24 protein-coding genes are annotated in these 23,371 nt (G+C 66.8%); 21 read left to right on the top strand and 3 right to left on the bottom strand.

What is annotated here, in order from left to right; genetic code table 11:
• The first annotated feature begins 55 nt into the window (after window positions 1-55).
• The 20 genes from FHS00_RS13965 (at window position 56) to FHS00_RS14060 (ending at window position 18,725) form a co-directional block, all read left to right on the top strand.
• Entirely contained in the window at window positions 56-394 is a 339-nt protein-coding gene (locus tag FHS00_RS13965) for a hypothetical protein (protein ID WP_183474703.1), read from the top strand.
• A gap of 66 nt (window positions 395-460) precedes the next feature.
• Window positions 461-1,528: an NADH-quinone oxidoreductase subunit NuoE gene (gene nuoE / locus FHS00_RS13970; protein ID WP_183474704.1), complete on the top strand. Its 1,068-nt coding sequence runs from the start codon at window positions 461-463 to the stop codon at window positions 1,526-1,528.
• Window positions 1,529-1,658: 130 nt separating this feature from the next.
• Window positions 1,659-2,465, top strand: coding sequence for a hypothetical protein (locus FHS00_RS13975; protein ID WP_183474705.1), 807 nt, complete (start codon window positions 1,659-1,661; stop codon window positions 2,463-2,465).
• Complete coding sequence (locus FHS00_RS13980; protein ID WP_183474706.1) at window positions 2,462-2,665, top strand: DUF5337 domain-containing protein; 204 nt, start codon at window positions 2,462-2,464, stop codon at window positions 2,663-2,665. Before FHS00_RS13975 ends, FHS00_RS13980 begins: the two co-directional genes overlap by 4 nt.
• Window positions 2,666-2,669: 4 nt before the next feature.
• Window positions 2,670-3,959, top strand: coding sequence for an NADH-quinone oxidoreductase subunit NuoF (gene nuoF / locus FHS00_RS13985; protein ID WP_183474707.1), 1,290 nt, complete (start codon window positions 2,670-2,672; stop codon window positions 3,957-3,959).
• The gene (locus tag FHS00_RS13990) at window positions 3,956-4,255 is read left to right on the top strand and encodes a putative antibiotic biosynthesis monooxygenase (RefSeq protein WP_183474708.1); all 300 of its coding nucleotides are present in this window, start codon (window positions 3,956-3,958) and stop codon (window positions 4,253-4,255) included. The genes nuoF and FHS00_RS13990 overlap by 4 nt, the downstream gene beginning before the upstream one ends.
• A 137-nt stretch (window positions 4,256-4,392) precedes the next feature.
• A complete protein-coding gene (locus FHS00_RS13995; RefSeq protein WP_183474709.1) occupies window positions 4,393-4,803 on the top strand; it encodes a DUF5333 domain-containing protein in 411 nt (136 codons plus the stop codon).
• A 174-nt stretch (window positions 4,804-4,977) separates the two neighbouring features.
• Window positions 4,978-7,002, top strand: coding sequence for an NADH-quinone oxidoreductase subunit NuoG (gene nuoG, locus FHS00_RS14000; protein ID WP_183474710.1), 2,025 nt, complete (start codon window positions 4,978-4,980; stop codon window positions 7,000-7,002).
• A 2-nt stretch (window positions 7,003-7,004) separates the two neighbouring features.
• Window positions 7,005-7,394, top strand: a complete 390-nt coding sequence (locus FHS00_RS14005) for a hypothetical protein (RefSeq protein WP_183474778.1) — start codon at window positions 7,005-7,007, stop codon at window positions 7,392-7,394.
• A 10-nt stretch (window positions 7,395-7,404) separates the two neighbouring features.
• A complete protein-coding gene (gene nuoH / locus FHS00_RS14010) occupies window positions 7,405-8,445 on the top strand; it encodes an NADH-quinone oxidoreductase subunit NuoH (protein WP_183474711.1) in 1,041 nt (346 codons plus the stop codon).
• A 2-nt stretch (window positions 8,446-8,447) separates the two neighbouring features.
• Complete coding sequence (gene nuoI, locus FHS00_RS14015; RefSeq protein WP_183474712.1) at window positions 8,448-8,942, top strand: NADH-quinone oxidoreductase subunit NuoI; 495 nt, start codon at window positions 8,448-8,450, stop codon at window positions 8,940-8,942.
• 10 nt (window positions 8,943-8,952) lie between these two features.
• Complete coding sequence (locus tag FHS00_RS14020; RefSeq protein ID WP_183474713.1) at window positions 8,953-9,363, top strand: carboxymuconolactone decarboxylase family protein; 411 nt, start codon at window positions 8,953-8,955, stop codon at window positions 9,361-9,363.
• On the top strand, window positions 9,360-9,968 hold the full coding sequence (locus FHS00_RS14025) for an NADH-quinone oxidoreductase subunit J (RefSeq protein WP_183474714.1): 609 nt from the start codon (window positions 9,360-9,362) through the stop codon (window positions 9,966-9,968). Before FHS00_RS14020 ends, FHS00_RS14025 begins: the two co-directional genes overlap by 4 nt.
• Before the next feature lie 36 nt (window positions 9,969-10,004).
• On the top strand, window positions 10,005-10,334 hold the full coding sequence (nuoK, locus tag FHS00_RS14030) for an NADH-quinone oxidoreductase subunit NuoK (protein WP_183474715.1): 330 nt from the start codon (window positions 10,005-10,007) through the stop codon (window positions 10,332-10,334).
• Window positions 10,335-10,339: 5 nt separating this feature from the next.
• On the top strand, window positions 10,340-12,508 hold the full coding sequence (gene nuoL / locus FHS00_RS14035) for an NADH-quinone oxidoreductase subunit L (RefSeq protein ID WP_183474716.1): 2,169 nt from the start codon (window positions 10,340-10,342) through the stop codon (window positions 12,506-12,508).
• A 3-nt stretch (window positions 12,509-12,511) separates the two neighbouring features.
• Window positions 12,512-14,077, top strand: coding sequence for an NADH-quinone oxidoreductase subunit M (locus FHS00_RS14040; RefSeq protein WP_183474717.1), 1,566 nt, complete (start codon window positions 12,512-12,514; stop codon window positions 14,075-14,077).
• A gap of 12 nt (window positions 14,078-14,089) precedes the next feature.
• A complete protein-coding gene (gene nuoN, locus FHS00_RS14045) occupies window positions 14,090-15,523 on the top strand; it encodes an NADH-quinone oxidoreductase subunit NuoN (protein ID WP_183474718.1) in 1,434 nt (477 codons plus the stop codon).
• A 43-nt stretch (window positions 15,524-15,566) separates the two neighbouring features.
• Window positions 15,567-16,277 carry a biotin--[acetyl-CoA-carboxylase] ligase gene (locus FHS00_RS14050; protein ID WP_183474719.1) on the top strand — a complete coding sequence of 237 codons (711 nt, stop codon included), beginning with the start codon at window positions 15,567-15,569 and terminating at the stop codon, window positions 16,275-16,277.
• 10 nt (window positions 16,278-16,287) lie between these two features.
• On the top strand, window positions 16,288-17,061 hold the full coding sequence (locus FHS00_RS14055; RefSeq protein ID WP_183474720.1) for a type III pantothenate kinase: 774 nt from the start codon (window positions 16,288-16,290) through the stop codon (window positions 17,059-17,061).
• Entirely contained in the window at window positions 17,058-18,725 is a 1,668-nt protein-coding gene (locus FHS00_RS14060) for a ribonuclease J (protein WP_183474721.1), read from the top strand. The genes FHS00_RS14055 and FHS00_RS14060 overlap by 4 nt, the downstream gene beginning before the upstream one ends.
• A gap of 139 nt (window positions 18,726-18,864) precedes the next feature.
• Here FHS00_RS14060 and FHS00_RS14065 read toward each other — a convergent pair whose 3' ends face one another.
• Window positions 18,865-19,515, bottom strand: a complete 651-nt coding sequence (locus FHS00_RS14065; RefSeq protein ID WP_183474722.1) for a hypothetical protein — start codon at window positions 19,513-19,515, stop codon at window positions 18,865-18,867.
• Between the two features lie 17 nt (window positions 19,516-19,532).
• Entirely contained in the window at window positions 19,533-21,059 is a 1,527-nt protein-coding gene (locus FHS00_RS14070; RefSeq protein WP_183474723.1) for a DEAD/DEAH box helicase, read from the bottom strand.
• A 197-nt stretch (window positions 21,060-21,256) separates the two neighbouring features.
• On the opposite strand from FHS00_RS14070, the gene FHS00_RS14075 reads away from it, so the two are divergent.
• Complete coding sequence (locus FHS00_RS14075; protein WP_183474724.1) at window positions 21,257-21,685, top strand: OsmC family protein; 429 nt, start codon at window positions 21,257-21,259, stop codon at window positions 21,683-21,685.
• A gap of 62 nt (window positions 21,686-21,747) precedes the next feature.
• On the opposite strand, the gene FHS00_RS14080 is transcribed toward FHS00_RS14075, so the two are convergent.
• Window positions 21,748-23,343, bottom strand: a complete 1,596-nt coding sequence (locus tag FHS00_RS14080; protein ID WP_183474725.1) for a peptide chain release factor 3 — start codon at window positions 23,341-23,343, stop codon at window positions 21,748-21,750.
• Between the last annotated feature and the right edge of the window lie 28 nt (window positions 23,344-23,371).

A 23,371-nucleotide genomic window follows, 5' to 3' on the forward strand; every position in this document is an offset into this window, starting at 1 on the left:
GCGGGCCAATCGAGGCAACCGGCCGCGCGGCGGCCCAGACAGGACGGAACTGCAGATGACGGCGAAGCGGATGATCTCGGCTTTCCTGGCGCTCGGCGCGCTCGGGGCCTGCACAGCGGGCGCGCAGATCGGCGGGATCGGTGCGCAGGGCAGCCTCGGCAGCGTCAGCCCGGCCGCCGCGCGCGCCCCGCAGGCCGCGCCTGCCGACCGGCTGGTGGCCGCGATCGAAGCCCAGGGCTGTGCGATCACCGCCGACAACGTGGCGCAGGTGCTGCTTAAGGCCAACCTGACCCAGCAGCAGCTGCTCGAACTCGGGCCGCAGCTGACCGCCCAGGGTCGCGCCGAGGTCACCGATGACGGCACCATCCGGGTGCTGACCGACAACTGCATCTGAGGGCACGCCCTCACGACATGATCCGCGCCACCCGAGGGGAGGCGCCCAGAACACCGGAACGAGCGAATGCTGCGCAGACTTCATCCCGAACAGCCCGAGAGCTTCGCCTTCACCCCGGCCAACCAGGCCTGGGCCGAGGCGCAGATCACGAAGTATCCCGAGGGACGGCAGGCCAGCGCGGTGATTCCGCTGCTGTGGCGCGCGCAGGAGCAGGAAGGCTGGCTCTCGCGTCCCGCGATCGAGGAAGTCGCGCGGATGCTCGACATGGCCTATATCCGGGTGCTCGAGGTCGCGACCTTCTACTTCATGTTCCAGCTCCAGCCGGTGGGCTCGGTCGCGCATATCCAGGTCTGCGGCACGCTGTCCTGCATGCTGTGCGGCTCGGAGGACCTGATGAAGGTCTGCCAGGAAAAGATCGCGAAGAAGCCGCATGAGCTGTCGGCCGACGGCAAGTTCTCCTGGGAAGAGGTCGAGTGCCTCGGCGCCTGCGCCAACGCCCCGATGGCGCAGATCGGCAAGGACTATTACGAGGACCTGACCACCGAGCGACTGTCGGAGATCATCGACGAGATGGCGGCCGGCCGCGTGCCGACGCCCGGCCCGCAGAACGGCCGTTACGCTGCCGAGCCCAAGGACAACCTGACCTCGCTGGCCGAAGGTGCCGACGACCGTGACCCGCACAACGCCGCCGTGGCGCTGGCCGTGGAGATCGGCGACACGATCAAGCGGATCGACGGCACCGAGGTGCCGCTGACCACGCCGTGGCAGCGCCAGGACGACCACGAGGCCGAGGGCTACGAGGATCCTGCGGAGCCCGCACCGGCGCATGGCCGTCCGGCCGACGCCTCCGGCGTGACCGAGCAGGAGGCCCCGGCCTCGAGCGCGGCCAAGCCGGTCTCGGCCGATTTCCCGGCCGAGGAGCCGCAGAACGCGACCGAGGGCAAGGAGGCGCCCGAGGGCGGCAAGCCGGTGGCTCCTTCGGGTGAAGGCGCGCCCGCGACCGATGCCGATGACGCGACCGAGGACAAGGTGGGCACCGCCGACCCGGTGGCGCCGGGTGGCGCCTACAACGCGCCCAAGACCCAGAAGCCGGGCGACACGGCCAAGTCCGACTCTTCCTCCGAAGACAAGTGATGGGCGGCGGCGCCCTCTGGATCGACGCGGTGCGCGGGCCGGAAGGCTCCGCGCATCCGTTTGATTCGGCGGGCATCCGTCCTATGACGAAGGACGGGGCATTTGGCCCCGGCCATCGGGAGGACGCGGCATGAACGGCTTGGGAAACTGTCGGACCATCACCATCGGCGGCGCCGCCTTGGGCGGGGTGCTGTTGTGGATCCTGCTCGCGCTGGGTGAACGCGGCTGGTTCTCCTCGCTGCTGATCGCGGCGCTCCTCGCCGCCGCCGGTGCGCTTCTCGCGCTGGCGCTGGTCTGCCGTGACGACGAGCCGGAGACAGAGAACGCATCGGCCCAGACCCCGGCCCCGACCGTGGACCGCAAGGATGCGGTGCCGGCGCCGGAGACCACTCAGCGCGATAGCAAAGCCCCGCAGAGTGCGCCTGCGAAAGGCGCGGCAGAGGCCGAGACCGGCGGTCGCCACACCGAAAGCGTAAAGCCCAAGGGCGGTGAGGTGGGCCGTGTGAACGACAGCGCGGTGCTCGAGGGCGGGGATGACGACGCCGCTTCGGACGAAGGCGATCTGGGCGAAGAGGTGTCGCGCACCGAGGATCTCGATCGTGCGGCTGCCGAAGCGGATGATGGCGCAGGCGAAGGGGAAAAGGGCGCCACGTCCGATTTGCCGATGCCCGACGGAGTCGCCGCCGACATGCGCGAGAAGCCCGAGCTGCTCGACGCGCCGCGCGGGCAGGCAGACGACCTCAAGCAACTGCGCGGCGTCGGGCCGCGGCTCGAGGAGCAGCTCAACCGGCTCGGCGTCTGGCACCTGCGGCAGATCGCGTCGTGGAGCGAGGGCGAGGCGGCCTGGGTCGACGACCATCTCGAAGGCTTCAAGGGCCGCATCCTGCGCGATGACTGGATCGGTCAGGCGCGCGAGCTGACGAAGGACGAGGCATGAGCGGTGCGGCGGGTCGGCGCGCGGCGCTGGTGCTCGCCGGGACCGGCGTGTTCTGGGTGATCGCCATCGTCGCGGGCAACGCGTTCGACCTGCCGCATAGATGGCGCGGATTGTTCGACCTGATGGCCCTTGCCGGGTTCGTCATGGGATTGTGGATGACTTATCAAACCTGGCGTGCGCGCCGGGACGACGAAAGGTGAGCCGATGCTCAAGGATCAGGACCGCATTTTCACCAACATCTACGGGATGCATGACCGCACGCTGAAAGGCGCGCAGGCGCGGGGGCATTGGGACGGCACCGCCGGCATCATCCAGAAGGGCCGCGACTGGATCGTCGAGCAAATGAAGGCTTCCGGTCTGCGCGGCCGTGGCGGCGCGGGCTTCCCGACCGGCCTGAAGTGGTCCTTCATGCCCAAGGAAAGCGACGGCCGCCCCTCCTATCTAGTCGTCAACGCCGACGAATCCGAGCCCGGCACCTGCAAGGACCGGGAAATCATGCGCCACGATCCGCACACGCTGATCGAGGGCTGCCTGATCGCCTCCTTCGCGATGGGCGCACATGCCAGCTACATCTACCTGCGCGGCGAATACATCCGCGAGCGCGAGGCGCTGCAGCAGGCGATCGACGAGTGCTATGACGCGGGGCTGCTGGGCCGCAATGCCGCCGGATCGGGCTGGGATTTCGATCTCTACCTGCATCACGGCGCGGGCGCCTATATCTGCGGCGAAGAGACGGCGCTGCTCGAGAGCCTCGAAGGCAAGAAGGGCATGCCGCGCATGAAGCCGCCCTTCCCGGCGGGTGCGGGCCTCTATGGCTGCCCGACCACGGTGAACAACGTCGAGTCCATCGCCGTCGCGCCGACGATCCTGCGGCGCGGGCCGGAATGGTTCGCGGGCTTCGGTCGTCCGAACAACACCGGCACCAAGCTCTTCGCGATCTCGGGCCACGTCAACAAGCCCTGCGTCGTCGAGGAGGAGATGTCGATCTCCTTCAAAGAGCTGATCGACAAGCATTGCGGCGGCATCCGCGGCGGCTGGAAGAACCTCAAGGGCGTCATTCCGGGCGGCTCCTCGGTGCCGGTGCTGCGCGCCGAGACCATGGAAGACGCGATCATGGATTTCGACTGGCTGCGCGAGCAGCGCTCGGGCCTCGGCACGGCCGCCGTCATCGTCATGGACCAGTCGACTGACATGGTGAAGGCGATCTGGCGGCTGTCGAAATTCTACAAGCACGAGAGCTGCGGCCAGTGCACGCCCTGCCGTGAAGGCACCGGCTGGATGATGCGGGTGCTGGAGCGGATGGTGCGCGGCGACGCGGCGATCGAGGAAATCGAGATGCTGCTCGACGTGACCAAGCAGGTCGAAGGTCACACGATCTGCGCGCTCGGCGATGCCGCCGCTTGGCCGATCCAGGGCCTGATCCGCAACTTCCGCGACGAGATCGAGGATCGGATCCGGGGCCGCGGCGTCGCGGCCACCATCGCCGCTCAATGACCGGGCGCGGCGATGAACGCCGCACCGTTACCTGGCGAGACCAGGCGCTGAAGAATTTCGGCGTCTGGCTCGCGGTCTATCCGGCCGTGCTGATCTCCAGCTACATGTTCTCATGGTTGGCGCCGGGGCTCCCGCTCTGGCTGGAGATCCTAATTTCCACCGCCTTTACCGTGCCGCTCATTTCCTATGTCGCGGTGCCGTGGGTCGAAAAGCGTCTTGCCCATGCCAAGGGCGAGACCGCCGCCGAATTCAAGCATCAGGAAGCTGATCAGGCCGAGGGCGGCCCGCGCGGCTAGTCGGGCAGGGTTCCGCTCACCCAAAGCCGCTCTCTGCAGCGTGATATTGAATAGCGCGCCTTCGGGTCCAAGGTCTCGCCCAGAAGCGCCGGCCGGAAAGAGCAGTTTCCGGAACCGGCCCGATAGGAGAGACCCGCATGACCATCCCCCATTTCGCGCGCACTGCCGCGCTGATCCTGGGCTTTACCATTGCCGCCGGTGCGACCGCCGCGCTGCCCGCGCTGCGCGACAACGCCAAGATCCGCGAAGGCCTGATCTCGACCGCGATCGCCTATGAGATCGGCCGCAAATGCGACAGCATCGACTCGCGCTGGTTGACCGGGATCGGATTCCTCAACTCGCTGCGCAGCCACGCGCTGGAACTGGGATATACTCGCGCCCAGATCTCCGCCTTCATCGATGACAAGGAAGAGAAGGACAAGCTCGAGGTCGAGGCGCGTGCGCTGCTGCGCCAGAAGGGCGGGGTCGAGGGCGATTGGGAAACCTATTGCGAGGTCGGCCGCCGCGAGATGGCGGCGGGCAGCCGGATCGGCACGCTGCTGCAGTAGGCAGGTCGGGGCTGCGCCCGCGTGCCGCAGCCCCGAAGCCGCCCGAGGTCGGAAATTTCCCCGATCCGGCACGTGGATGCGCTGGCATCACCGGGCGAGCCGCGCTAGAACCCCCTCGATCGCGGCCCCCGATCCGGGGACACGCGTCCGACGCGAGGAAAGGGGCGGCCTGCCATGTCCGATTTGCGCAAAGTCAGCATCGACGGAAAGGTCATCGAGGTGCCGGGGGCGATGACGCTCATCCAGGCCTGCGAGACCGCGGGGATCGAGATCCCCCGTTTCTGCTATCACGAGCGACTGAGCATCGCCGGCAATTGCCGCATGTGCCTCGTCGAAGTGGTCGGCGGCCCGCCGAAGCCGGCGGCCTCCTGCGCCATGCAGGTCAAGGATCTGCGCCCCGGGCCCGAAGGTGCTCCGCCGCAGGTCAAGACCAACTCGCCGATGGTGAAGAAGGCCCGCGAGGGGGTGATGGAGTTCCTGCTCATCAACCACCCGCTCGATTGTCCGATCTGCGACCAGGGCGGCGAATGCGACCTGCAGGACCAGGCGATGGCCTATGGCGTCGACTTCTCGCGCTACCGCGAGCCCAAGCGCGCCACCGAGGATCTCGATCTCGGCCCGCTGGTCGAGACGCATATGACCCGCTGCATCTCCTGTACCCGCTGCGTGCGCTTTACCACCGAGGTGGCCGGTATCTCGCAGATGGGTCAGACCGGGCGCGGCGAGGATGCGGAGATCACCTCCTATCTCGGCCAGACGCTCGATTCGAATCTGCAGGGCAACATCATCGACCTGTGCCCGGTGGGCGCGCTGGTCTCCAAGCCCTATGCCTTCAACGCCCGCCCGTGGGAGCTGACCAAGACCGAGACGATCGACGTCATGGACGCGCTTGGCTCCTCGATCCGGGTCGACACCAAGGGCCGCAAGGTGATGCGCATCCTGCCGCGCAACCATGACGGCGTGAACGAGGAATGGCTGTCGGACAAGGCGCGCTTCGTCTGGGACGGGCTGGCGCGCCAGCGTCTCGACACGCCCTATATCCGTGAGAACGGCAAGCTGCGGAAGGCCGACTGGCCCGAGGCGCTGACCGCCGCTGCCGCTGCCATGAAGGGCAAGCGGGTGGTCGGCCTCGTGGGCGATCTCGCCCCGACCGAGGCCGCCTTCGCGCTCAAGCAACTGATCGAAGGGCAGGGCGGCGTCGTCGAATGCCGCACCGACGGGGCCAAGCTGCCCGCCGGCAACCGCTCGGCTTATGTTGGCACGGCGCGGATCGAGGATCTCGACACCGCCAAGCACATCATGCTCGTCGGCACCAACCCCGCCGCCGAGGCGCCGGTGCTCAACGCGCGGATCCGCAAGGCATGGCTCGCCGGGGCGAATGTCGGGCTGGTCGGCGAGCCTGTCGATCTGACTTACGACTACACCCATGTCGGCACCGGCCGCGGGCCGCTGTCGCGGACCATCGAGCACAAGTTCACCCGCATTCTCGACGAAGACTCGGTCGTCATCGTGGGGCAGGGGGCGCTGACCGGCGCCGATGGCGAGGCCGTGCTGTCCTATGCGATGGAGCTGGCGAGCCGGACCAAGAGCAAGTTTATGGTACTGCACTCGGCCGCGAGCCGGGTGGGCGCCATGGATGTCGGCGCCACCTCCGAGGGCGGCGTCGAGGCCGCGCTCGAGGGTGCCGAGGTGATCTACAACATGGGTGCCGACGAGATCGCGCTGCCTTCGGGCGCCTTCGTGATCTACCAGGGTAGCCATGGCGATCGTGGCGCGCATGCCGCCGACCTGATCCTGCCGGCCGCGGCCTGGGTCGAGGAGCAGGGCCTCTTCGTCAACACCGAAGGCCGTCCGCAGCTGGCGCTGCGTGCCTCCTTCGCGCCGGGCCAAGCCAAGGAAAACTGGGCGATCCTGCGGGCGCTCTCGGCCGAGCTGGGCGCGGTCCAGCCGTGGAACAGCCTCGCGCAGCTGCGCCAGAAGCTGGTCGAGGCGCATCCCCATCTGGGCCGTATCGACGAGGTCGCCGAGAACGAGTGGCAGCCGCTCGAACTGGGCACGCTGGATGAGAGCTTGGGCGATTTCGACAGCATCGTCGCGGAGCACTACCTGACCAACCCGATCGCCCGCGCCAGCGAGCTGATGGGCGAGCTTGCCGGCAACGCCCGCGCGCGGCGGCAGCAGAAGATCGCGGCCGAGTGACGATGCGGGGCGCGCTCCTCCTGCCCCTGGTGGCGCTCGCCGCCGGCTGTGCCGAGGCGGACGCTTCGGCCGGGCGGGAGGGCGCGCCGCGCCATGACGGCGTCGAGACCCGCCTTCTCGACGGCGACCTGGTCAACTTCCACGTCGCGATGAGCGGCGGTGCCAAGGCCGAGGACGTGATCGCCTATGCGGAGTGCGCGGCGGCGCAATATGCCCTGATCCGGGGCTATGGCTTCGCCCGTCACGTCCGTACGCAACTCGATGAATCGGCTGGAAACTGGCGCGCCGATGCTGTTTACACCATCTCGCCGGCCCTGCCTGAGGGGCTGCGCACGATCGATGCCGAAGTCACCGTCCAGAACTGCGGACTGAACGGCATCCCGACGGTCTGAGGGAAGCACCATGGTCGAATTCTTCACCGAAACCAGCATCGGAGCCGTGCTGCTGATCCTCGGTCAGTCTCTGCTGCTGCTCGTGCCGCTGCTGGTCGCGCTGGCCTTCCTGCTGCTGGTCGACCGCAAGGTCTGGGCCGCCGTGCAGCTGCGCAAGGGCCCCAACGTCGTGGGGCCGTTCGGCCTGCTGCAAAGCTTTGCGGACTTCCTGAAATACATCGTCAAGGAAGTGGTCGTGCCCGCTGGCGCCGACCGCCCGGTGTTCTTCTTGGCGCCGATGATCTCCTTCGTGATGGCGGTGATCGCATGGGCGGTGATCCCCTTCGCCGATGGCTGGGTGCTCGCGGATCTGAACGTGGCGCTGCTCTACGTCTTCGCGGTCTCCTCGCTCGAGGTCTACGGCGTGATCATGGGTGGCTGGGCCTCGAACTCCAAGTATCCCTTCCTCGGCTCGCTGCGCTCGGCCGCTCAGATGATCTCCTACGAGGTCTCGATCGGCCTGATCATCGTCGGCATCATCATTTCGACCGGCAGCCTGAACTTTGGCGCGATCGTTGCGGCGCAGGACGGTGATTTCGGCCTGTTCAACTGGTACTGGCTGCCGCACTTCCCGATGCTGTTCCTGTTCCTGATCTCGGCCATGGCCGAGACCAACCGCCCGCCCTTCGACCTGCCCGAAGCCGAATCCGAGCTCGTCGCCGGTTACCAAGTGGAATATTCCTCGACGCCGTTCCTGCTCTTCATGATCGGCGAATACGTGGCCATCGTGCTGATGTGCGCGCTGGTGTCGCTGATGTTCTTCGGTGGCTGGCTGTCGCCGATCCCCGGCCTGCCCGACGGCGTGCTGTGGATGGTGCTGAAGATGTTCTTCGTCTTCTTCATCTTCGCCATGGTGAAGGCGATCACCCCGCGCTACCGCTACGACCAGCTGATGCGCCTGGGCTGGAAGGTGTTCCTGCCGCTGTCGCTGGCCTGGGTCGTGATCGTGGCCTTCCTCGCGAAATTCGAGGTCCTTGGCGGGCTCTGGGCCCGCTGGACCCTGGGAGTCTGAGCATGACGCAGATCGACTACACCCGCGCCGCCAAGTATTTCCTGCTGCAAGACTTCATGCAGGGCATGAAGCTGGGCCTGAAATACTTCTTCAAGCCCAAGGCCACCGTAAACTACCCGCACGAGAAGGGCCCGCTTTCGGCGCGCTTCCGCGGCGAACACGCGCTGCGGCGCTACCCGTCGGGCGAAGAGCGCTGCATCGCCTGCAAGCTGTGCGAGGCAGTCTGCCCCGCGCAGGCGATCACCATCGATGCCGAACCGCGGGAGGACGGCTCGCGCCGGACCACGCGCTACGACATCGACATGACCAAGTGCATCTATTGCGGCTTCTGCCAGGAGGCCTGCCCGGTCGACGCGATCGTCGAGGGCCCGAACTTCGAGTATTCGACCGAGACGCGCGAGGAGCTCTACTACGACAAGGAGCGGCTTCTGGCGAATGGCGACCGGTGGGAAGCCGAGATCGCCCGCAACCTCGAGCTCGACGCGCCCTACCGCTGAGGAGCAGGCCGTGACCGATCAGAACCCCTTCGCGCAGATGATGAAGATGGGCCAGGACTGGGCCCGGAAGATGAATCCCGCGCTCGAGCACTTCACGCCGAAGGGCTTCGAGCAGCTCTGGCCGACCATGCCCAAGGAGATGATGGAGGCGTTCATGGGACGCACCCTCAACCCCGAGGGCCTCGACGCCAAGACGCGGCTGCTGCTGACGCTGACCGGTCTGACCATCCTCGGCGCGCAGGCCGAGAGCCAGGTCCGCCTCACCGTGCGCCACGCGCGCGAGGCGGGTGCCACGAAACAGGAGATCGCCGAGACCATCGCCCAGGCGGGGATGTTCGGCGGCGTGCCCGCGATGACCAAGGCGATGGAACTCGCCACCGAGGTCATGGACGAGGACACCGGAAAGGACACCGCACGATGACCGCCGCCGCCATCATCTTCTACCTCTTCGCGCTGTCGACCGTGGTCGGCGGGCTGTTCACCGTGGTTGCCCGCAACCCGGTCCATTCCGTGCTGTGGCTGATCCTCGCCTTCCTGAGCTCGGCGGGGCTGTTCATCCTGGTCGGCGCCGAGTTCGTGGCACTGCTCTTGGTGATCGTCTATGTCGGCGCCGTCGCGGTGCTGTTCCTCTTCGTGGTGATGATGCTCGACGTCGATTTCGCCGAGTTGAAGGCGGAGATGGCGAAGTACATGCCGCTGGCGCTGCTGATCGGGGTGGTCCTGCTGATGCAGCTGGCGCTGGCCTTCGGCGTCTGGGACTACTCGGAGGGCTATGACGAGCGCCTCGCCGCGCCCTTCATCATCGATGTCGAGAACACCCAGCTGCTCGGCCTGCTGATCTACGACCGCTACATCCTGCTGTTCCAGCTCGCCGGCCTCGTGCTGCTGGTGGCGATGATCGGCGCGATCGTGCTGACCATGCGGCACCGCAAGGACGTGAAGCGCCAGGACATTCTGGCGCAGATGTATCGCGACCCGGCCAAGGCACTGGAACTCAAGGACGTGAAGCCCGGCCAGGGCCTCTGATAGACCGCGAACGGGCAAAAGCCCGGAGGGACAATGATGGACGCTTATCTCGCTGAAGCCCCGATAGGGCTCGAACATTATCTCACCGTCGCGGCGGCGCTGTTCGTCATCGGCATCTTCGGGCTGTTCCTGAACCGCAAGAACGTCATCATCATCCTGATGTCGATCGAGCTGATGCTGCTCGCGGTGAACATCAACTTCGTGGCCTTCTCCGCCTATCTGGGCGATCTGGTCGGACAGGTCTTCACGCTCTTCGTGCTGACGGTCGCCGCCGCCGAGGCCGCGATCGGCCTCGCCATCCTCGTCTGCTTCTTCCGGATCCGCGGCTCCATCGAAGTCGAAGACGTCAACGTGATGAAAGGCTGAGGATCATGGAGACGATCATCCTCTTCGCGCCGCTGGTCGGCGCCCTGATCGCGGGCTTCGGCTGGCGACTGATCACCGAGGCCGGCGCGCAGTGGGTCTCGACCTCGCTGGTCGGTCTCGCCTGCCTGCTGTCGTGGATCGTGTTCCTCGGCCATGACGGGCAGATGGAGCAGATCCAGATCCTGCGCTGGATCGAGAGCGGTTCGCTCTCGACCGATTGGGCCATCCGGCTCGACCGCCTGACGGCGATCATGCTGGTGGTGATCAACAGCGTGTCGTTCCTCGTGCATCTCTACAGCTTCGGCTACATGGCGCATGACGAGAACTTCCGCCCCGGCGAGAGCTACCGGCCGCGCTTCTTCGCCTACCTGTCGTTCTTTACCTTCGCGATGCTGACGCTGGTGACCGCCGACAACCTGGTGCAGATGTTCTTCGGCTGGGAGGGCGTGGGCGTCGCCTCCTACCTCCTGATCGGCTTCTACTACCGCAAGCCCTCTGCCAACGCCGCGGCGATGAAGGCCTTCATCGTCAACCGCGTCGGCGATTTCGGCTTCGCGCTTGGCATCTTCGCGCTGTTCTTCCTCGCGGACTCGATCAACTTCTCCGACGTCTTCGCCGCCGCGCCGCAGATGGCGCGCACCGAGCTGAACTTCCTCGGGCTCGATTTCCAGGCGGTCGAAATCGTCTCGCTGCTGCTGTTCATCGGCGCGATGGGCAAGTCGGCGCAGCTGCTGCTGCACACCTGGCTGCCGGACGCGATGGAAGGCCCGACCCCGGTGTCGGCGCTGATCCACGCCGCGACCATGGTGACGGCCGGCGTGTTCCTGGTCTGCCGAATGTCGCCGATCCTCGAATTCGCGCCCGACGCCAAAGCGATCATCGTCTTCATCGGCGCCTCGACCGCCTTCTTCGCCGCGACCGTGGGTCTGGTGCAGAACGACATCAAGCGCGTCATCGCCTATTCGACCTGTTCGCAGCTGGGCTACATGTTCGTGGCCGCCGGTTCGGGCGTCTATTCGGTGGCGATGTTCCACCTCTTCACGCATGCCTTCTTCAAGGCACTGCTGTTCCTCGGGGCCGGCTCGGTCATCCACGCGATGCATCACGAGCAGGACATGCGCAATTACGGCGCCCTGCGGAAGAAGATCCCCTACACCTACTGGGCGATGATGATCGGCACGCTGGCGATCACCGGCGTCGGCATTCCGCTGACCCATTTCGGCTTCGCGGGCTTCCTCTCCAAGGACGCGATCATCGAGAGCGCCTATGCCGGTGCCACGCCCTACGCCTTCTGGCTGCTGGTGCTCGCCGCCGCGATGACGAGCTTCTATTCCTGGCGCCTGATCTTCCTGACCTTCCACGGCAAGGCGCGCGGCGATCACCACACCCACGACCATGCGCATGAGAGCCCGGCCGTGATGCTGGTGCCGCTCGGCGTGCTGTCGCTCGGCGCGATCTTCGCCGGCATGCTGTGGTACGCCCCCTTCTTCGGCGACGAGGCGCGCGTTCAGCGCTGGTTCGGGATGCCGGTGACGGCGGCGGCGCATGGCGCGGTCGAAGAGGCGCATGGTCCCGTCGACGCGGCGACCGAGCTGGCCGAGGGCGATCTCGACCACGCCGCCGAAGCGATCGTCGAGGAGACGCTGGTCGAGGGCGAGCACGCCGACATGGGCGAGGCGGCGCATGTGCCGACCGCGGCCGAGGTCGCCGTGGCCCGTCCGGGGCAGGGCGCGATCTACATGGCGCCCGGCAACGACGTCATCGACGAGGCGCACCACGCCCCCGTCTGGGTCAAGGTTTCGCCCTTCGTCGCCATGCTGCTGGGCCTGAGCCTCGCCTATCTGATGTATATCCGCAGGCCGGATCTGCCGGGCAAGCTCGCTGCCAACCAGCGGCCGCTCTACAACTTCCTGCTCAACAAGTGGTACTTCGACGAGCTCTACGATTTCGTGTTCGTGCGCCCGGCGCAGGCCATCGGCCGGTTCCTGTGGACCCGTGGCGACGGCAGCGTGATCGACGGCGGCATCAACGGTGTGGCGATGGGCATCGTGCCCTTCTTCACCCGCCTCGCCGGTCGCGCGCAGAACGGATACGTCTTCACCTACGCTTTCGCGATGGTTCTGGGCCTCGCCCTGATCCTGACCTGGATGACCTTGGCCGGGGGGGCCGAATAACAGATGGGCAACCTTCTCTCTCTGACCACCTTCATCCCGCTTCTAGGCGCCGGCATCCTCGCGCTGTTCCTGCGCGGTGACGATGCGGCGGCACAGCGCAACGCCAAATGGGTGGCGCTGGCGACCACCGTCTTCACCTTCCTGGTGTCGCTGTTCATCCTCGCCGATTTCGACCCGGCGGCGCCGGGCTTCCAGTTCGTCGAGGATCGGCAGTGGCTCCTGGGGCTGCGCTACAAGCTCGGCGTCGACGGCATCTCGCTGCTCTTCGTGATGCTGACCACCTTCCTGATGCCGCTCGTCATCGCCGCCTGCTGGGACGTGACGCACCGGGTCAAAGAATACATGATCGCCTTCCTGGTGCTCGAGACGCTGATGATCGGCGTATTCGTGGCGCTGGACCTCGTGCTGTTCTACCTCTTCTTCGAGGCGAGCCTGATCCCGATGTTCCTGATCATCGGGATCTGGGGCGGCAAGAACCGCATCTATGCGAGTTTCAAGTTCTTCCTCTACACCTTCCTCGGCTCGGTGCTGATGCTGGTGGCGATGGTGGCGATGTTCGCGCAGGCGGGGACCACCGACATCCCGACGCTGATGGCCTACAACTTCTCGTCGCAGACGTTCCCGATCCTCGGCGTGCAGATCCTGGGCGGCGTACAGACGCTGCTGTGGTTCGCCTTCTTCGCCTCCTTTGCGGTGAAGATGCCGATGTGGCCGGTCCATACTTGGCTGCCCGACGCCCACGTGCAGGCGCCGACCGCCGGATCGGTGGTTCTGGCCGCGATCCTGCTGAAGATGGGCGGCTACGGCTTCCTGCGCTTCTCGCTGCCGATGTTCCCGGTCGCCTCCGAGATCTGGGCGCCGCTGGTGCTGTGGCTCTCGGCCATCGCGATCGTCTACACCTCGCTGGTGGCGCTGGTGCAGAAGGACATCAAGAAGCTGATCGCCTACTCCTCGGTCGCCCATATGGGCTTCGTCACCGCTGGCATCTTCGCGCTGAACCAGCAGGGTCTCGACGGGGCGGTGTTCCAGATGATCAGCCACGGCTTCATCTCGGGCGCGCTCTTCCTCGGCGTCGGCGTGATCTATGACCGGATGCATACCCGCGAGATCGACGCCTATGGCGGCCTCGTGAACCGGATGCCGGCCTATGCCGCCGTGTTCCTGCTGTTCACCATGGCCAATGTCGGTCTGCCGGGCACCTCGGGCTTCGTCGGCGAATTCCTGACGCTGATGGGCATGTTCCAGGCCAACACCTGGGTCGCCGCCGTGGCCACCACGGGCGTGATCTTCTCGGCCGCCTACGCGCTCTATCTCTATCGCCGGGTCGTGATGGGCGACCTGATCAAGGAAAGCCTGAAGTCGATCACCGACATGACGGCCCGCGAGAAGTGGATCTTCGCGCCGCTCGTGGTCATGACCATCCTGCTCGGCGTCTATCCGAGCCTCGTCACCGACATCACCGGCCCGAGCGTCGCGGCGCTCGTCGATCAGGTCGAGGTCGCGGTCGCGGCCCATGGCAGCCAGAGCGCCGTCGCGGCGGCCGAAGTCGCGGCCCCGGCACAGCACTAAGGACCAGGACACATGTTCTCACTCGATCTCCAGACCGTCCTGCCCGAGGTGATCCTCTCGGTCTATGCGATGGTCGCGCTCATGGCGGGCGTCTACACCACCAAGGACAAGTCGGCTGGTCTGCTGATCTGGGCGACCGCCGCGATGTTCACCCTGATGGCCTTCCTGATCGCCACCCGCGAGGGCACCGATCCGGCCTTCTTCAACAGCTTCATCGATGACGGCTTCGCCCGTTTCGCCAAGGTGACGATCCTGCTCTCGGCCGCCGTGGTGCTGGTGATGAGCCAGGAATACCTCGCCCGTCGCAACCTGCTGCGCTTCGAGTACCCGGTGCTCGTGACGCTGGCCGTGGTCGGCATGATGGTGATGGTGTCGGCCGGCGACCTGATGGTGCTCTATATGGGCATCGAGCTGCAGTCGCTGGCGATGTATGTCGTGGCCTCGCTACGCCGCGACAGCGAGAAGTCGACCGAGGCCGGCCTCAAGTACTTCGTGCTGGGCGCGCTCAGCTCGGGCCTGATGCTCTACGGTGCCTCGCTGGTCTACGGCTTCGCCGGCACGACCCAGTTCGAGGGCATCTTCATCGCCACCGCGCTCGGCGCGCCGCTCGGCCTGATCTTCGGCCTCGTCTTCCTGATGGTCGGCTTCGCCTTCAAGGTCTCGGCCGCGCCGTTCCACATGTGGACGCCGGACGTCTACGAGGGCGCCCCCACGCCGGTCACGGCCTTCATGGCGACCGCGCCCAAGGTGGCGGCCATCGCGCTCTTCGCCCGCGTCGTCTATGACGGCTTCGGCGGGGTCGTGGGCGACTGGCAGCAGATCGTCGCCTTCCTGTCGCTGGTCTCGGTGTTCTGGGGCGGCGTCGCCGCGATCGGCCAGACCAACATCAAGCGCCTGATGGCCTATTCCTCGATCGCCCACATGGGCTTCGCGCTGATGGGCCTCGCCTCCGGCACCGCCTTCGGCGTGCAGGCGATGCTGATCTACATGGCGATCTACGTCACCATGAACATCGGCACCTTCGCCTTCATCCTGTCGATGGAGCGCGACGGACGTCCGGTGACCGACATCAACGCGTTGCACATGTATTCGCGCTATGCACCGATGCGGGCGCTGGCGATGCTGGTGCTGCTGTTCAGCCTCGCCGGCGTGCCGCCGATGGTCGGCTTCTTCGGCAAGCTCTACGTGCTGCGCGCGGCCTATGAGGGCGGGCTGACCTGGCTCGCGATCCTCGGCGTGATCGCCTCGGTGATCGGTGCGTTCTATTACCTGCGGATCGTCTACTACATGTATTTCGGCGAAGAGGGCGAAGCGCTCGACACCGGTACCTCGCCGCTGCTGTGGGGCGTGCTCATGGCCTCGGCCGCGGTGATGGTGTTCGGCGTGATCAATCTGTTCGGCATCGAGCCGTTGGCCGCGGCCGCGGCGGCGACCCTTGTCAACTGACCCCACATCCCGCGGGCTCTGGCCCGAGGGGTGGGAGCGGGTGGTGCTCGACACCGTCGACAGCACCATGGCCGAGGCCGCGCGACGCGCGGCCTCTGGTCTTGCCGGGCCGACCTGGATCATGGCGCATGAGCAGACCACGGGGCGCGGCCGTCGCGGCCGGGTCTGGAGCAGCGAGGCCGGCAACCTCTCGGCGACGCTGGTCTACAAGCCCGAGGCAACGCCGGCGGAAGCCGCGCGACGCAGCTTCCTCGCCGCCGTCGCGCTGTTCGAAGCGCTGGCGATCCATGTCGACCGAACCCGACTCTCGCTCAAATGGCCCAATGACGTGCTACTCGACGGCGGCAAGGTCGCGGGCATCCTTCTGGAGAGCGCCGGGCAGGGGCCCTATGTCGACTGGCTGGCCATCGGTGTCGGCGTGAACCTCGCGCGATCGCCCGAAGGACTGGGCGACGCGGCCTTCCCGCCGATCGCGGTCGCCGACAATGGCGGGCCACTGGTCGATCCGGAGGAGTTCCTGACCCACCTCGCCGACGCCTTTGCCACCGAGGAGGGCAAGCTCGACGCATTCGGCTTCGAGCGCATCCGCGAGGACTGGTTGCGTCACGCCGCCCGGCTGGGCGAGGTGATCTCCGCGCGTACCGGCACCGAAGAGATCACCGGCGTGTTCGAAACCGTGGACCTGGCCGGCAACCTGATGCTGCGGACAGCCAAGGGGCCCCGCGCGATCAGCGCCGCCGACGTATTTTTCTGAGAGGTCGGGAATGCTTCTCGCGATAGACTGCGGCAACACCAATACCGTGTTCTCGATCTGGAACGGGTCCGAGTTCCTCGCCACATGGCGTACCTCGACCGAGTGGCAGCGGACGGCGGACCAGTATTTCGTCTGGCTGTCGACGCTGATGAAGATGCGCGGTATCGAGGCCCAGATCGACGAGATGATCGTCTCCTCCACGGTGCCGCGGGTGGTCTTCAACCTGCGTGTGCTTGCGGATCGCTATTTCAACTGCCGCCCGCTGGTCGTGGGCAAGCCGGATTGCCGCCTGCCCGTGGCGCCGCGCGTTGATGCGGGCACGCAGGTCGGACCGGACCGGCTGGTCAACACCGCGGGGGCCTGGGACCGGCATGGCGGCGATCTGGTGGTCGTCGATTTCGGCACGGCGACGACCTTCGACGTGGTGGACACCGATGGTGCCTATGTCGGCGGTGTCATTTCGCCCGGCGTGAACCTGAGCCTCGAGGCGCTGCATCAGGCGGCGGCCGCGCTGCCGCATGTCGATGTGAGCAAGCCCGAGCGGGTGATCGGCACCAACACCGTTGCCTGCATGCAGTCGGGCATCTTCTGGGGCTATGTCGGCCTCGTACGCGGGATATGCGACCGCATCCGGGCGGAGCGCGACCGTCCGATGCGGATCATCGGAACCGGGGGGCTTGCGCCCCTGTTCGCGCAGGGCGACATGCTGTTCGACGATATCGAAGACGATTTGACGATGCACGGGCTGACCGTCATCCATAGCTACAACAAGGAGACCGCATGAGCGGCGAAAGACTGATCTACCTTCCTCTCGGCGGTGCCGGCGAGATCGGCATGAACGCCTATGTCTACGGCTACGGCAAACCGGGGCAGGAACGGCTGATCGTCGTCGATCTCGGCGTGACCTTCCCCGACATGGACACGACGCCCGGCGTCGACCTGATCATGCCCGACATCTCGTGGCTCGAGGCGCGCAAGGATCGCATCGAGGCGATCTTCATCACCCACGCGCATGAGGACCATGTCGGCGCGGTCGGCCATTTCTGGAAGCGTCTCGGCGCCACCATCCATGCCCGCAAATTCACCGCCGCGATCGCGCGGCACAAGCTCGACGAGCATGGCGCGCCGGACAGCGTGCTCAACGTGGTCGAGCCCTGGCCGGCTACCGTCGAGGCGGGGCCGTTCAAGGTCGGCTTCGTGCCGATCAGCCACTCGATCCCCGAGAGCTCGGGCCTCGTGATCGACAGCCCCGAGGGGCGGGTGATCCATTCGGGCGACTTCAAGATCGACCACACCCCGGTGGTGGGCGAGCCGTTCAACCCCGATCTCTGGGCCGAGGTGTCGCAGGGCGGGGTCAAGGCGCTGATCTGCGACTCGACCAACGTCTTCTCGCCCCAGCCGGGCCGCTCGGAGGCGACGCTCGCCCCCGAGATCGAGAAGCTGATCGCCTCGCAGCCGGGCATGGTCGTCGCCACGACCTTTGCCTCGAACGTGGCACGTCTCAAGACCATCGCCGTGGCCGCCGACCGCGCCGGACGCACCGTCTGTCTGCTCGGCCGCGCGATGCGCCGCATGGTCGAGACCGCGACCGAGTGCGGCCTGCTGCACGGCTTTCCGAAGACCGTCGGACCGGAAGAGGCCGCCTCGATCCCGCGCGAGAAGCTGCTGCTGCTCGTCACCGGCAGCCAGGGCGAGCGCCGCGCCGCCAGCGCCCAGCTGGCGCAGGGCAGCTATCTCGGCCTGAAGCTGCAGGAGGGCGACAGCTTCCTGTTCTCCTCGCGCACCATCCCCGGCAACGAGCGCGGCGTGATCAAGATCATGAACCAGCTCTCGGAAAAGGGTGTGGACGTGATCGAGGACACGCATGGCCTCTATCACGTTTCGGGTCACGCCAACCGTCCCGACCTGCAGCTGCTGCACGATATCGTGCGGCCGCAGTTCCTCGTGCCGATGCACGGCGAGCACCGCCACCTGCGTGAGCACGTCAAGCTGGGCGCCGAGCGCGGGCTCTCGGGCATCGTGGCGGTCAACGGCATGATGCTGGACCTGTCGGGCAACGCGCCGAAGGTGGCCGAGTACATCGACACCGGTCGCAGCTACCTTGACGGTTCGGTCATGATCGGCGCCATGGATGGCATCGTGCGCGACCGGATCCGCATGGCGCTCAACGGCCATGTCACGGTGACGATGATCATCGACGAGGACGACGAGCCGCTGGGCGATCCGTGGTGCGAGATCATGGGCCTGCCCGAGAAAGGCCGTTCCAACGCCTCGCTGGTCGAGACGCTCGAATCGGATCTGGCGCAATTCGTCAATCGCGCGGGCCGCAAGATGCTGCGCGACGAGGACAAGCTCGACCGCGAGCTCAAGCGGATCGCGCGTTCGACCACCCAGGCCGAGACCGGCAAGAAGCCCGAGGTCAACGTGGTGGTGAGCCGGCTGAGCTGATCGCTCGGCCGCGAGGTTCGGTGCCATTTGGCCCCGGACCTCGCGGCGCATCCGTAAACGAACCGGGCCGCGCTCTCCGAGGAGGGCGCGGCCCGTTGCATTTCATCGTTTGAATGCGTGCCTTCTGCGGAATACGGCCTCAGCCGCTGCAGACATAGACCGCGCCGCCGATCACCACGACCGATGCCGCGGCAGCGCCAAGCGCCACGGGGCCGGTCAGCGCGGCGGTGACGCCGGGCGCGGCGGTGCCGATGCTGGTGGCGAGCCAGTCCGCCGTGCCCTTCAGCACCAGCGCGCCCGAGCTGTGCAGCAGCCGCGACGGCTCGGCCACGGCCTCGGCCGGGCTGGGCGGCGGAGTCAGCATCAGCCCGGCCAGCGCCGCGCCGGTATCGATCGCGCCGTCGGCCGCGGCATTGACGCGGTCGCAGGTGGTGACACTGCATTGCGCGGTATCGCCACGCGCCCCGGGGACCAGCAGCCAGCCATCATCGTCGGGATCGCGCTGGAGGCAGTAGCCTTCGGTCTCCTTGGGCGGCAACTCGACCGAGAGATAAGTGAAGAGCACGCGGCTGTCGCAGGCGGGCGGCGTGCCCCAGGCCTTGTTCCAGACCCGGCCCGGCCAGCGCGAGAGGCGCTCGCGGGTGCCGAGCTTGGTGTCGAAGGCGATCTCGTCGTCATAGGTGACGACGGTCTCGCGTCCGTTGACGCTGGCGGTGCAGCGCCGCTCCTCGGCCTGCGCGGGCAGGGCGGGGAGCAGCATGGCAAAGGCGAGGGCAATCAGGCTGCGCATCGCGTTCGGGCGCGGCCTCAGCCGGCGCGCCGCTCCTCGAAGCTCTTGAGAATGAAGGCGGGGGTATCGTCGCCCATGCCAACCACCTCTTCTTCGCGCGGCTCGTTGCGACGACGGTCGCGGCCACGATTGCCCCGATCATTGCGGCGCGGCTCGGCCTGCGCCGGCGCCGCTGCCGCGGCGGGCTCGGGAACCGGCTGGGGTGCGGGTTCCGGCTGCGGGGCAGGCTCCGGCTTGGCTTCGACCACGGTCTCGGCCTGCGGGGCGGCCGCTACGGGCTTCTCCTCGCGCTTGGCGTCGTCGCGGCTGCGCGACCGGGTGCGGCTGCGGCTGCGACGCGGACGCTCTTCCTCGCTGGTTGCGGCCTCGGCGGCAGGTGCGGCAGCGGGGCGCGCGCCGCGCGGGTCCTCGAGGCGCGGAATAGCGGACTGGACCAGCCGCTCCACGTCGTCGAGGTTCTTCTCGTCACGCGGGCTGCAGATCATGATCGCGGTGCCCTTGCGGCCGGCGCGGCCGGTGCGGCCGATCCGGTGCACGTAGTCCTCGGCATGGCTCGGGACGTCGAAGTTGAACACGTGGCTCACCGAGGGGACGTCGAGGCCGCGCGCGGCGACGTCGGAGGCCACGAGGATCTTCACCTCGCCGGCACGGAAGCCGTCCAGCGTGCGGGTGCGCTGGCTCTGGTCGAGGTCGCCGTGGATCGGCTCGGCATCGTAGCCGTGCTTCTTGAGGCTCTTGGCGACCACGTCGACGTCCATCTTGCGGTTGCAGAAGATGATCGCGTTGGTGCAGGCCTCGCCTTCGGCGTCGATCAGGGTGCGCAGCAGCTCGCGCTTCTCGTCGGCCTCGCGCTCCTTGCGGCTGGCCCGGAACATCACCACGCCCTGCTTGATGTTCTCGCCCGTGGTGGCGGCGCGGGCCACCTCGATCTTTTCCGGGTTCGACAGGAAGGTGTTGGTGATCCGCTCGATCTCCGGCGCCATGGTGGCCGAGAAGAACAGCGTCTGGCGGGTGAAGGGGGTCAGCCCGAAGATCCGCTCGATATCGGGGATGAAGCCCATGTCGAGCATGCGGTCGGCCTCGTCCACGACCATGATCTGCACGCCGGTGAGCAGCAGCTTGCCGCGCTCGAAATGGTCGAGCAGGCGGCCGGGGGTGGCGATCAGCACATCGACGCCCTTGTCGATCAGCGCATCCTGCTCCTTGAACGAGACGCCGCCGATCAGCAGCGCCTTGGTGAGCTTGGTGTGCTTGGCATAGGTGTCGAAGTTCTCGGCCACCTGAGCCGCGAGTTCGCGGGTCGGGCACAGCACGAGGCTGCGCGGCATCCGGGCACGGGCGCGGCCACGGCCCAGGAGCGTGATCATCGGCAGCGTGAAGCTCGCCGTCTTGCCGGTACCGGTCTGGGCAATGCCCAGCACGTCGCGGCCTTCGAGCGCGGGCGGAATGGCGCCGGCCTGGATCGGCGTCGGCGTCTCATAGCCCGCCTCGGCGATGGCCTTGAGTACCTTGGGGTCGAGATTGAGGTCGTTGAACTGGGTCATGTGAGCCTTTCGAGACTGCGGCACCGATTGGCCGCAGGAGCAGGCGCGGCCCGCCCGGCCGGATTGCCGGGTCGTTCGACTTGGCCCGCCTTATGCCGAAAGCCCGTGCAGGTCAAGTTTGGCGAAGGAACGGGGCCTGCTTGCGCGCGTTGCGTCCGACAGCCCGCAAAGCGGGCGCGACCGAGATGGAGACGGCGATGATCAAGAAACACGGCAAGGCCCATTGGAGCGGCGGCATCAAGGAGGGCGGTGGAGAGATATCGACCCAGACCGGTGTCCTGAAGGGCGAGCCCTATGGCTTCAACGCCCGCTTCGAAGGCGGCCCCGGCACCAACCCCGAGGAGCTGATCGGCGCGGCCCATTCGGCCTGCTACGCCATGGCGCTGTCGCTGGAGTTGGGCAAGGACGAGTTGACCGCCGATGATATCTACGTGCAATCGACCGTATTCCTGGAGAAGGTCGGCGAGGGCTTCGAGATCACAAAGATCCATCTCGACGTGCGCGCGAAGGTCTCCGGCGCCTCCGAGGAGCAGTTCCGCAAGGCGGCCGAGGCCACCAAGACCGGCTGCCCGGTGTCGAAACTCCTCAAGGGGGCCGAGATCACGATGGACGCGAAGCTCGTCTGAGTGATGGTTCGGAGGAGGGAAGATATGCGGCCCAACTAGGGCCGCATATCTTATTCTTTCAATTACACCATCATTTCCTTGGTGGCGGTGAGGCGGATCTCCGGGTGATCGCGCTCGACCCGGTCGATGTCCCACTGCATCCGGGTGAGATAGACCAGATCGCCGTCATTATCGGTTGCGATGTGCTGCTTGTTCTTGGCGGCAAAGGTCTCGACCGCCGCCTTGTCGCCGGCCATCCAGCGCGCCGAGGTGAACTGCGACGGCTCGAAGCGCACCGGCAGGCCGTATTCCATCTCGATCCGGCTGGCGAGCACCTCGAACTGCAGCGCGCCGACGACGCCCACGATGAAGCCCGAACCGAAGGTCGGCTTGAACACCTTGGCGGCGCCTTCCTCGGCAAACTGGCTGAGCGCCTTGTCGAGATGCTTGGCCTTCATCGGGTCGCCTGCGCGGCAGGTCTGCAGCAGTTCGGGTGCGAACGAGGGGATCCCCGCCACGCGCAGCATCTCGCCCTCGGTCAGCGTGTCGCCGATGCGCAGCTGGCCGTGGTTGGGGATGCCGATGATGTCGCCCGCCCAGGCCTCGTCGGCCAGTTCGCGGTCGGAGGCGAGGAACAACACCGGGTTGGTGATCGCCATCTGCTTCTTCGAGCGGACATGGGTGAGCTTCTGGCCGCGCTGGAAATGGCCCGAGGCGAGGCGCACGAAGGCGACGCGGTCGCGGTGCTTGGGGTCCATGTTGGCCTGCACCTTGAAGACGAAGCCCGCGACCTTGTCCTCTTCGGGCGCGATCTCGCGCGGCTCGGCTTTCTGCACCTGCGGCTCCGGGCCATAGGTGCCGATGCCGGCCATCAGCTCGCGCACGCCGAAGCTGTTGATCGCCGAACCGAACCAGATCGGCGTCATGTGTCCTTCGAGCACGGCCTGAGGATCGAGTGCGGGCAGCAGTTCGCGTGCCATCTCAACCTCCTCGCGCAGCTTCTCGAGCAGGTGGGCGGGAACATGCTCCTCCATCTTCGGGTCGTCGAGACCCGAGATGCGGACGCTTTCTGCCACGCGGTTGCGATCGGCGCGGTCCATCAGTTCGAGCCGGTCGTTCAGGAGATCATAGCAGCCGAGGAAATCCCGGCCGACGCCGATCGGCCAGGAGGCCGGGGTCACGTCGATGGCGAGGTTTTCCTGAATCTCGTCGATGATCTCGAAGGTGTCGCGGCTCTCGCGGTCCATCTTGTTGCAGAAGGTCAGGATCGGCAGGTCGCGCAGGCGGCAGACCTCGAACAGCTTGCGGGTCTGGCTCTCCACGCCCTTGGCGCCGTCGATCACCATCACGGCCGCGTCCACGGCGGTCAGCGTGCGGTAAGTGTCCTCGGAGAAGTCCGAGTGGCCGGGCGTGTCGACGAGGTTGAAGCGGAAGCGCTCGAAGTCGAAGGACATCGCCGAGGCCGAGACCGAGATGCCGCGATCCTTCTCCATCTGCATGAAGTCCGAGCGTGTGCGCCGCGCCTCGCCCTTGGCGCGGACCTGACCGGCCATCTGAATCGCCCCGCCGAAGAGGAGGAACTTCTCGGTCAGCGTGGTCTTGCCGGCGTCGGGGTGCGAGATGATCGCGAAGGTCCGGCGGCGGGCGATTTCGGGCGGGAGGGCGGGGCGGTTGTTCATGCGGGCGCTATAGCCACTCCGAAGCGCC

It is taken from the genome of Limimaricola variabilis (genome assembly GCF_014195545.1).
Lineage (GTDB): Bacteria > Pseudomonadota > Alphaproteobacteria > Rhodobacterales > Rhodobacteraceae > Limimaricola > Limimaricola variabilis.

Bases quoted from the DNA above. Each gene is read 5' to 3' on its own strand.
- FHS00_RS13965 (WP_183474703.1), top strand. From the start codon at position 56: ATGACGGCGAAGCGGATGATCTCGGCTTTCCTGGCGCTCGGCGCGCTC.
- nuoE (WP_183474704.1), top strand. From the start codon at position 461: ATGCTGCGCAGACTTCATCCCGAACAGCCCGAGAGCTTCGCCTTCACC.
- FHS00_RS13975 (WP_183474705.1), top strand. From the start codon at position 1,659: ATGAACGGCTTGGGAAACTGTCGGACCATCACCATCGGCGGCGCCGCC.
- FHS00_RS13980 (WP_183474706.1), top strand. From the start codon at position 2,462: ATGAGCGGTGCGGCGGGTCGGCGCGCGGCGCTGGTGCTCGCCGGGACC.
- nuoF (WP_183474707.1), top strand. From the start codon at position 2,670: ATGCTCAAGGATCAGGACCGCATTTTCACCAACATCTACGGGATGCAT.
- FHS00_RS13990 (WP_183474708.1), top strand. From the start codon at position 3,956: ATGACCGGGCGCGGCGATGAACGCCGCACCGTTACCTGGCGAGACCAG.
- FHS00_RS13995 (WP_183474709.1), top strand. From the start codon at position 4,393: ATGACCATCCCCCATTTCGCGCGCACTGCCGCGCTGATCCTGGGCTTT.
- nuoG (WP_183474710.1), top strand. From the start codon at position 4,978: ATGTCCGATTTGCGCAAAGTCAGCATCGACGGAAAGGTCATCGAGGTG.
- FHS00_RS14005 (WP_183474778.1), top strand. From the start codon at position 7,005: ATGCGGGGCGCGCTCCTCCTGCCCCTGGTGGCGCTCGCCGCCGGCTGT.
- nuoH (WP_183474711.1), top strand. From the start codon at position 7,405: ATGGTCGAATTCTTCACCGAAACCAGCATCGGAGCCGTGCTGCTGATC.
- nuoI (WP_183474712.1), top strand. From the start codon at position 8,448: ATGACGCAGATCGACTACACCCGCGCCGCCAAGTATTTCCTGCTGCAA.
- FHS00_RS14025 (WP_183474714.1), top strand. From the start codon at position 9,360: ATGACCGCCGCCGCCATCATCTTCTACCTCTTCGCGCTGTCGACCGTG.
- nuoK (WP_183474715.1), top strand. From the start codon at position 10,005: ATGGACGCTTATCTCGCTGAAGCCCCGATAGGGCTCGAACATTATCTC.
- nuoL (WP_183474716.1), top strand. From the start codon at position 10,340: ATGGAGACGATCATCCTCTTCGCGCCGCTGGTCGGCGCCCTGATCGCG.
- FHS00_RS14040 (WP_183474717.1), top strand. From the start codon at position 12,512: ATGGGCAACCTTCTCTCTCTGACCACCTTCATCCCGCTTCTAGGCGCC.
- nuoN (WP_183474718.1), top strand. From the start codon at position 14,090: ATGTTCTCACTCGATCTCCAGACCGTCCTGCCCGAGGTGATCCTCTCG.
- FHS00_RS14055 (WP_183474720.1), top strand. From the start codon at position 16,288: ATGCTTCTCGCGATAGACTGCGGCAACACCAATACCGTGTTCTCGATC.
- FHS00_RS14060 (WP_183474721.1), top strand. From the start codon at position 17,058: ATGAGCGGCGAAAGACTGATCTACCTTCCTCTCGGCGGTGCCGGCGAG.
- FHS00_RS14065 (WP_183474722.1), bottom strand. From the start codon at position 19,515: ATGCGCAGCCTGATTGCCCTCGCCTTTGCCATGCTGCTCCCCGCCCTG.
- FHS00_RS14070 (WP_183474723.1), bottom strand. From the start codon at position 21,059: ATGACCCAGTTCAACGACCTCAATCTCGACCCCAAGGTACTCAAGGCC.
- FHS00_RS14075 (WP_183474724.1), top strand. From the start codon at position 21,257: ATGATCAAGAAACACGGCAAGGCCCATTGGAGCGGCGGCATCAAGGAG.
- FHS00_RS14080 (WP_183474725.1), bottom strand. From the start codon at position 23,343: ATGAACAACCGCCCCGCCCTCCCGCCCGAAATCGCCCGCCGCCGGACC.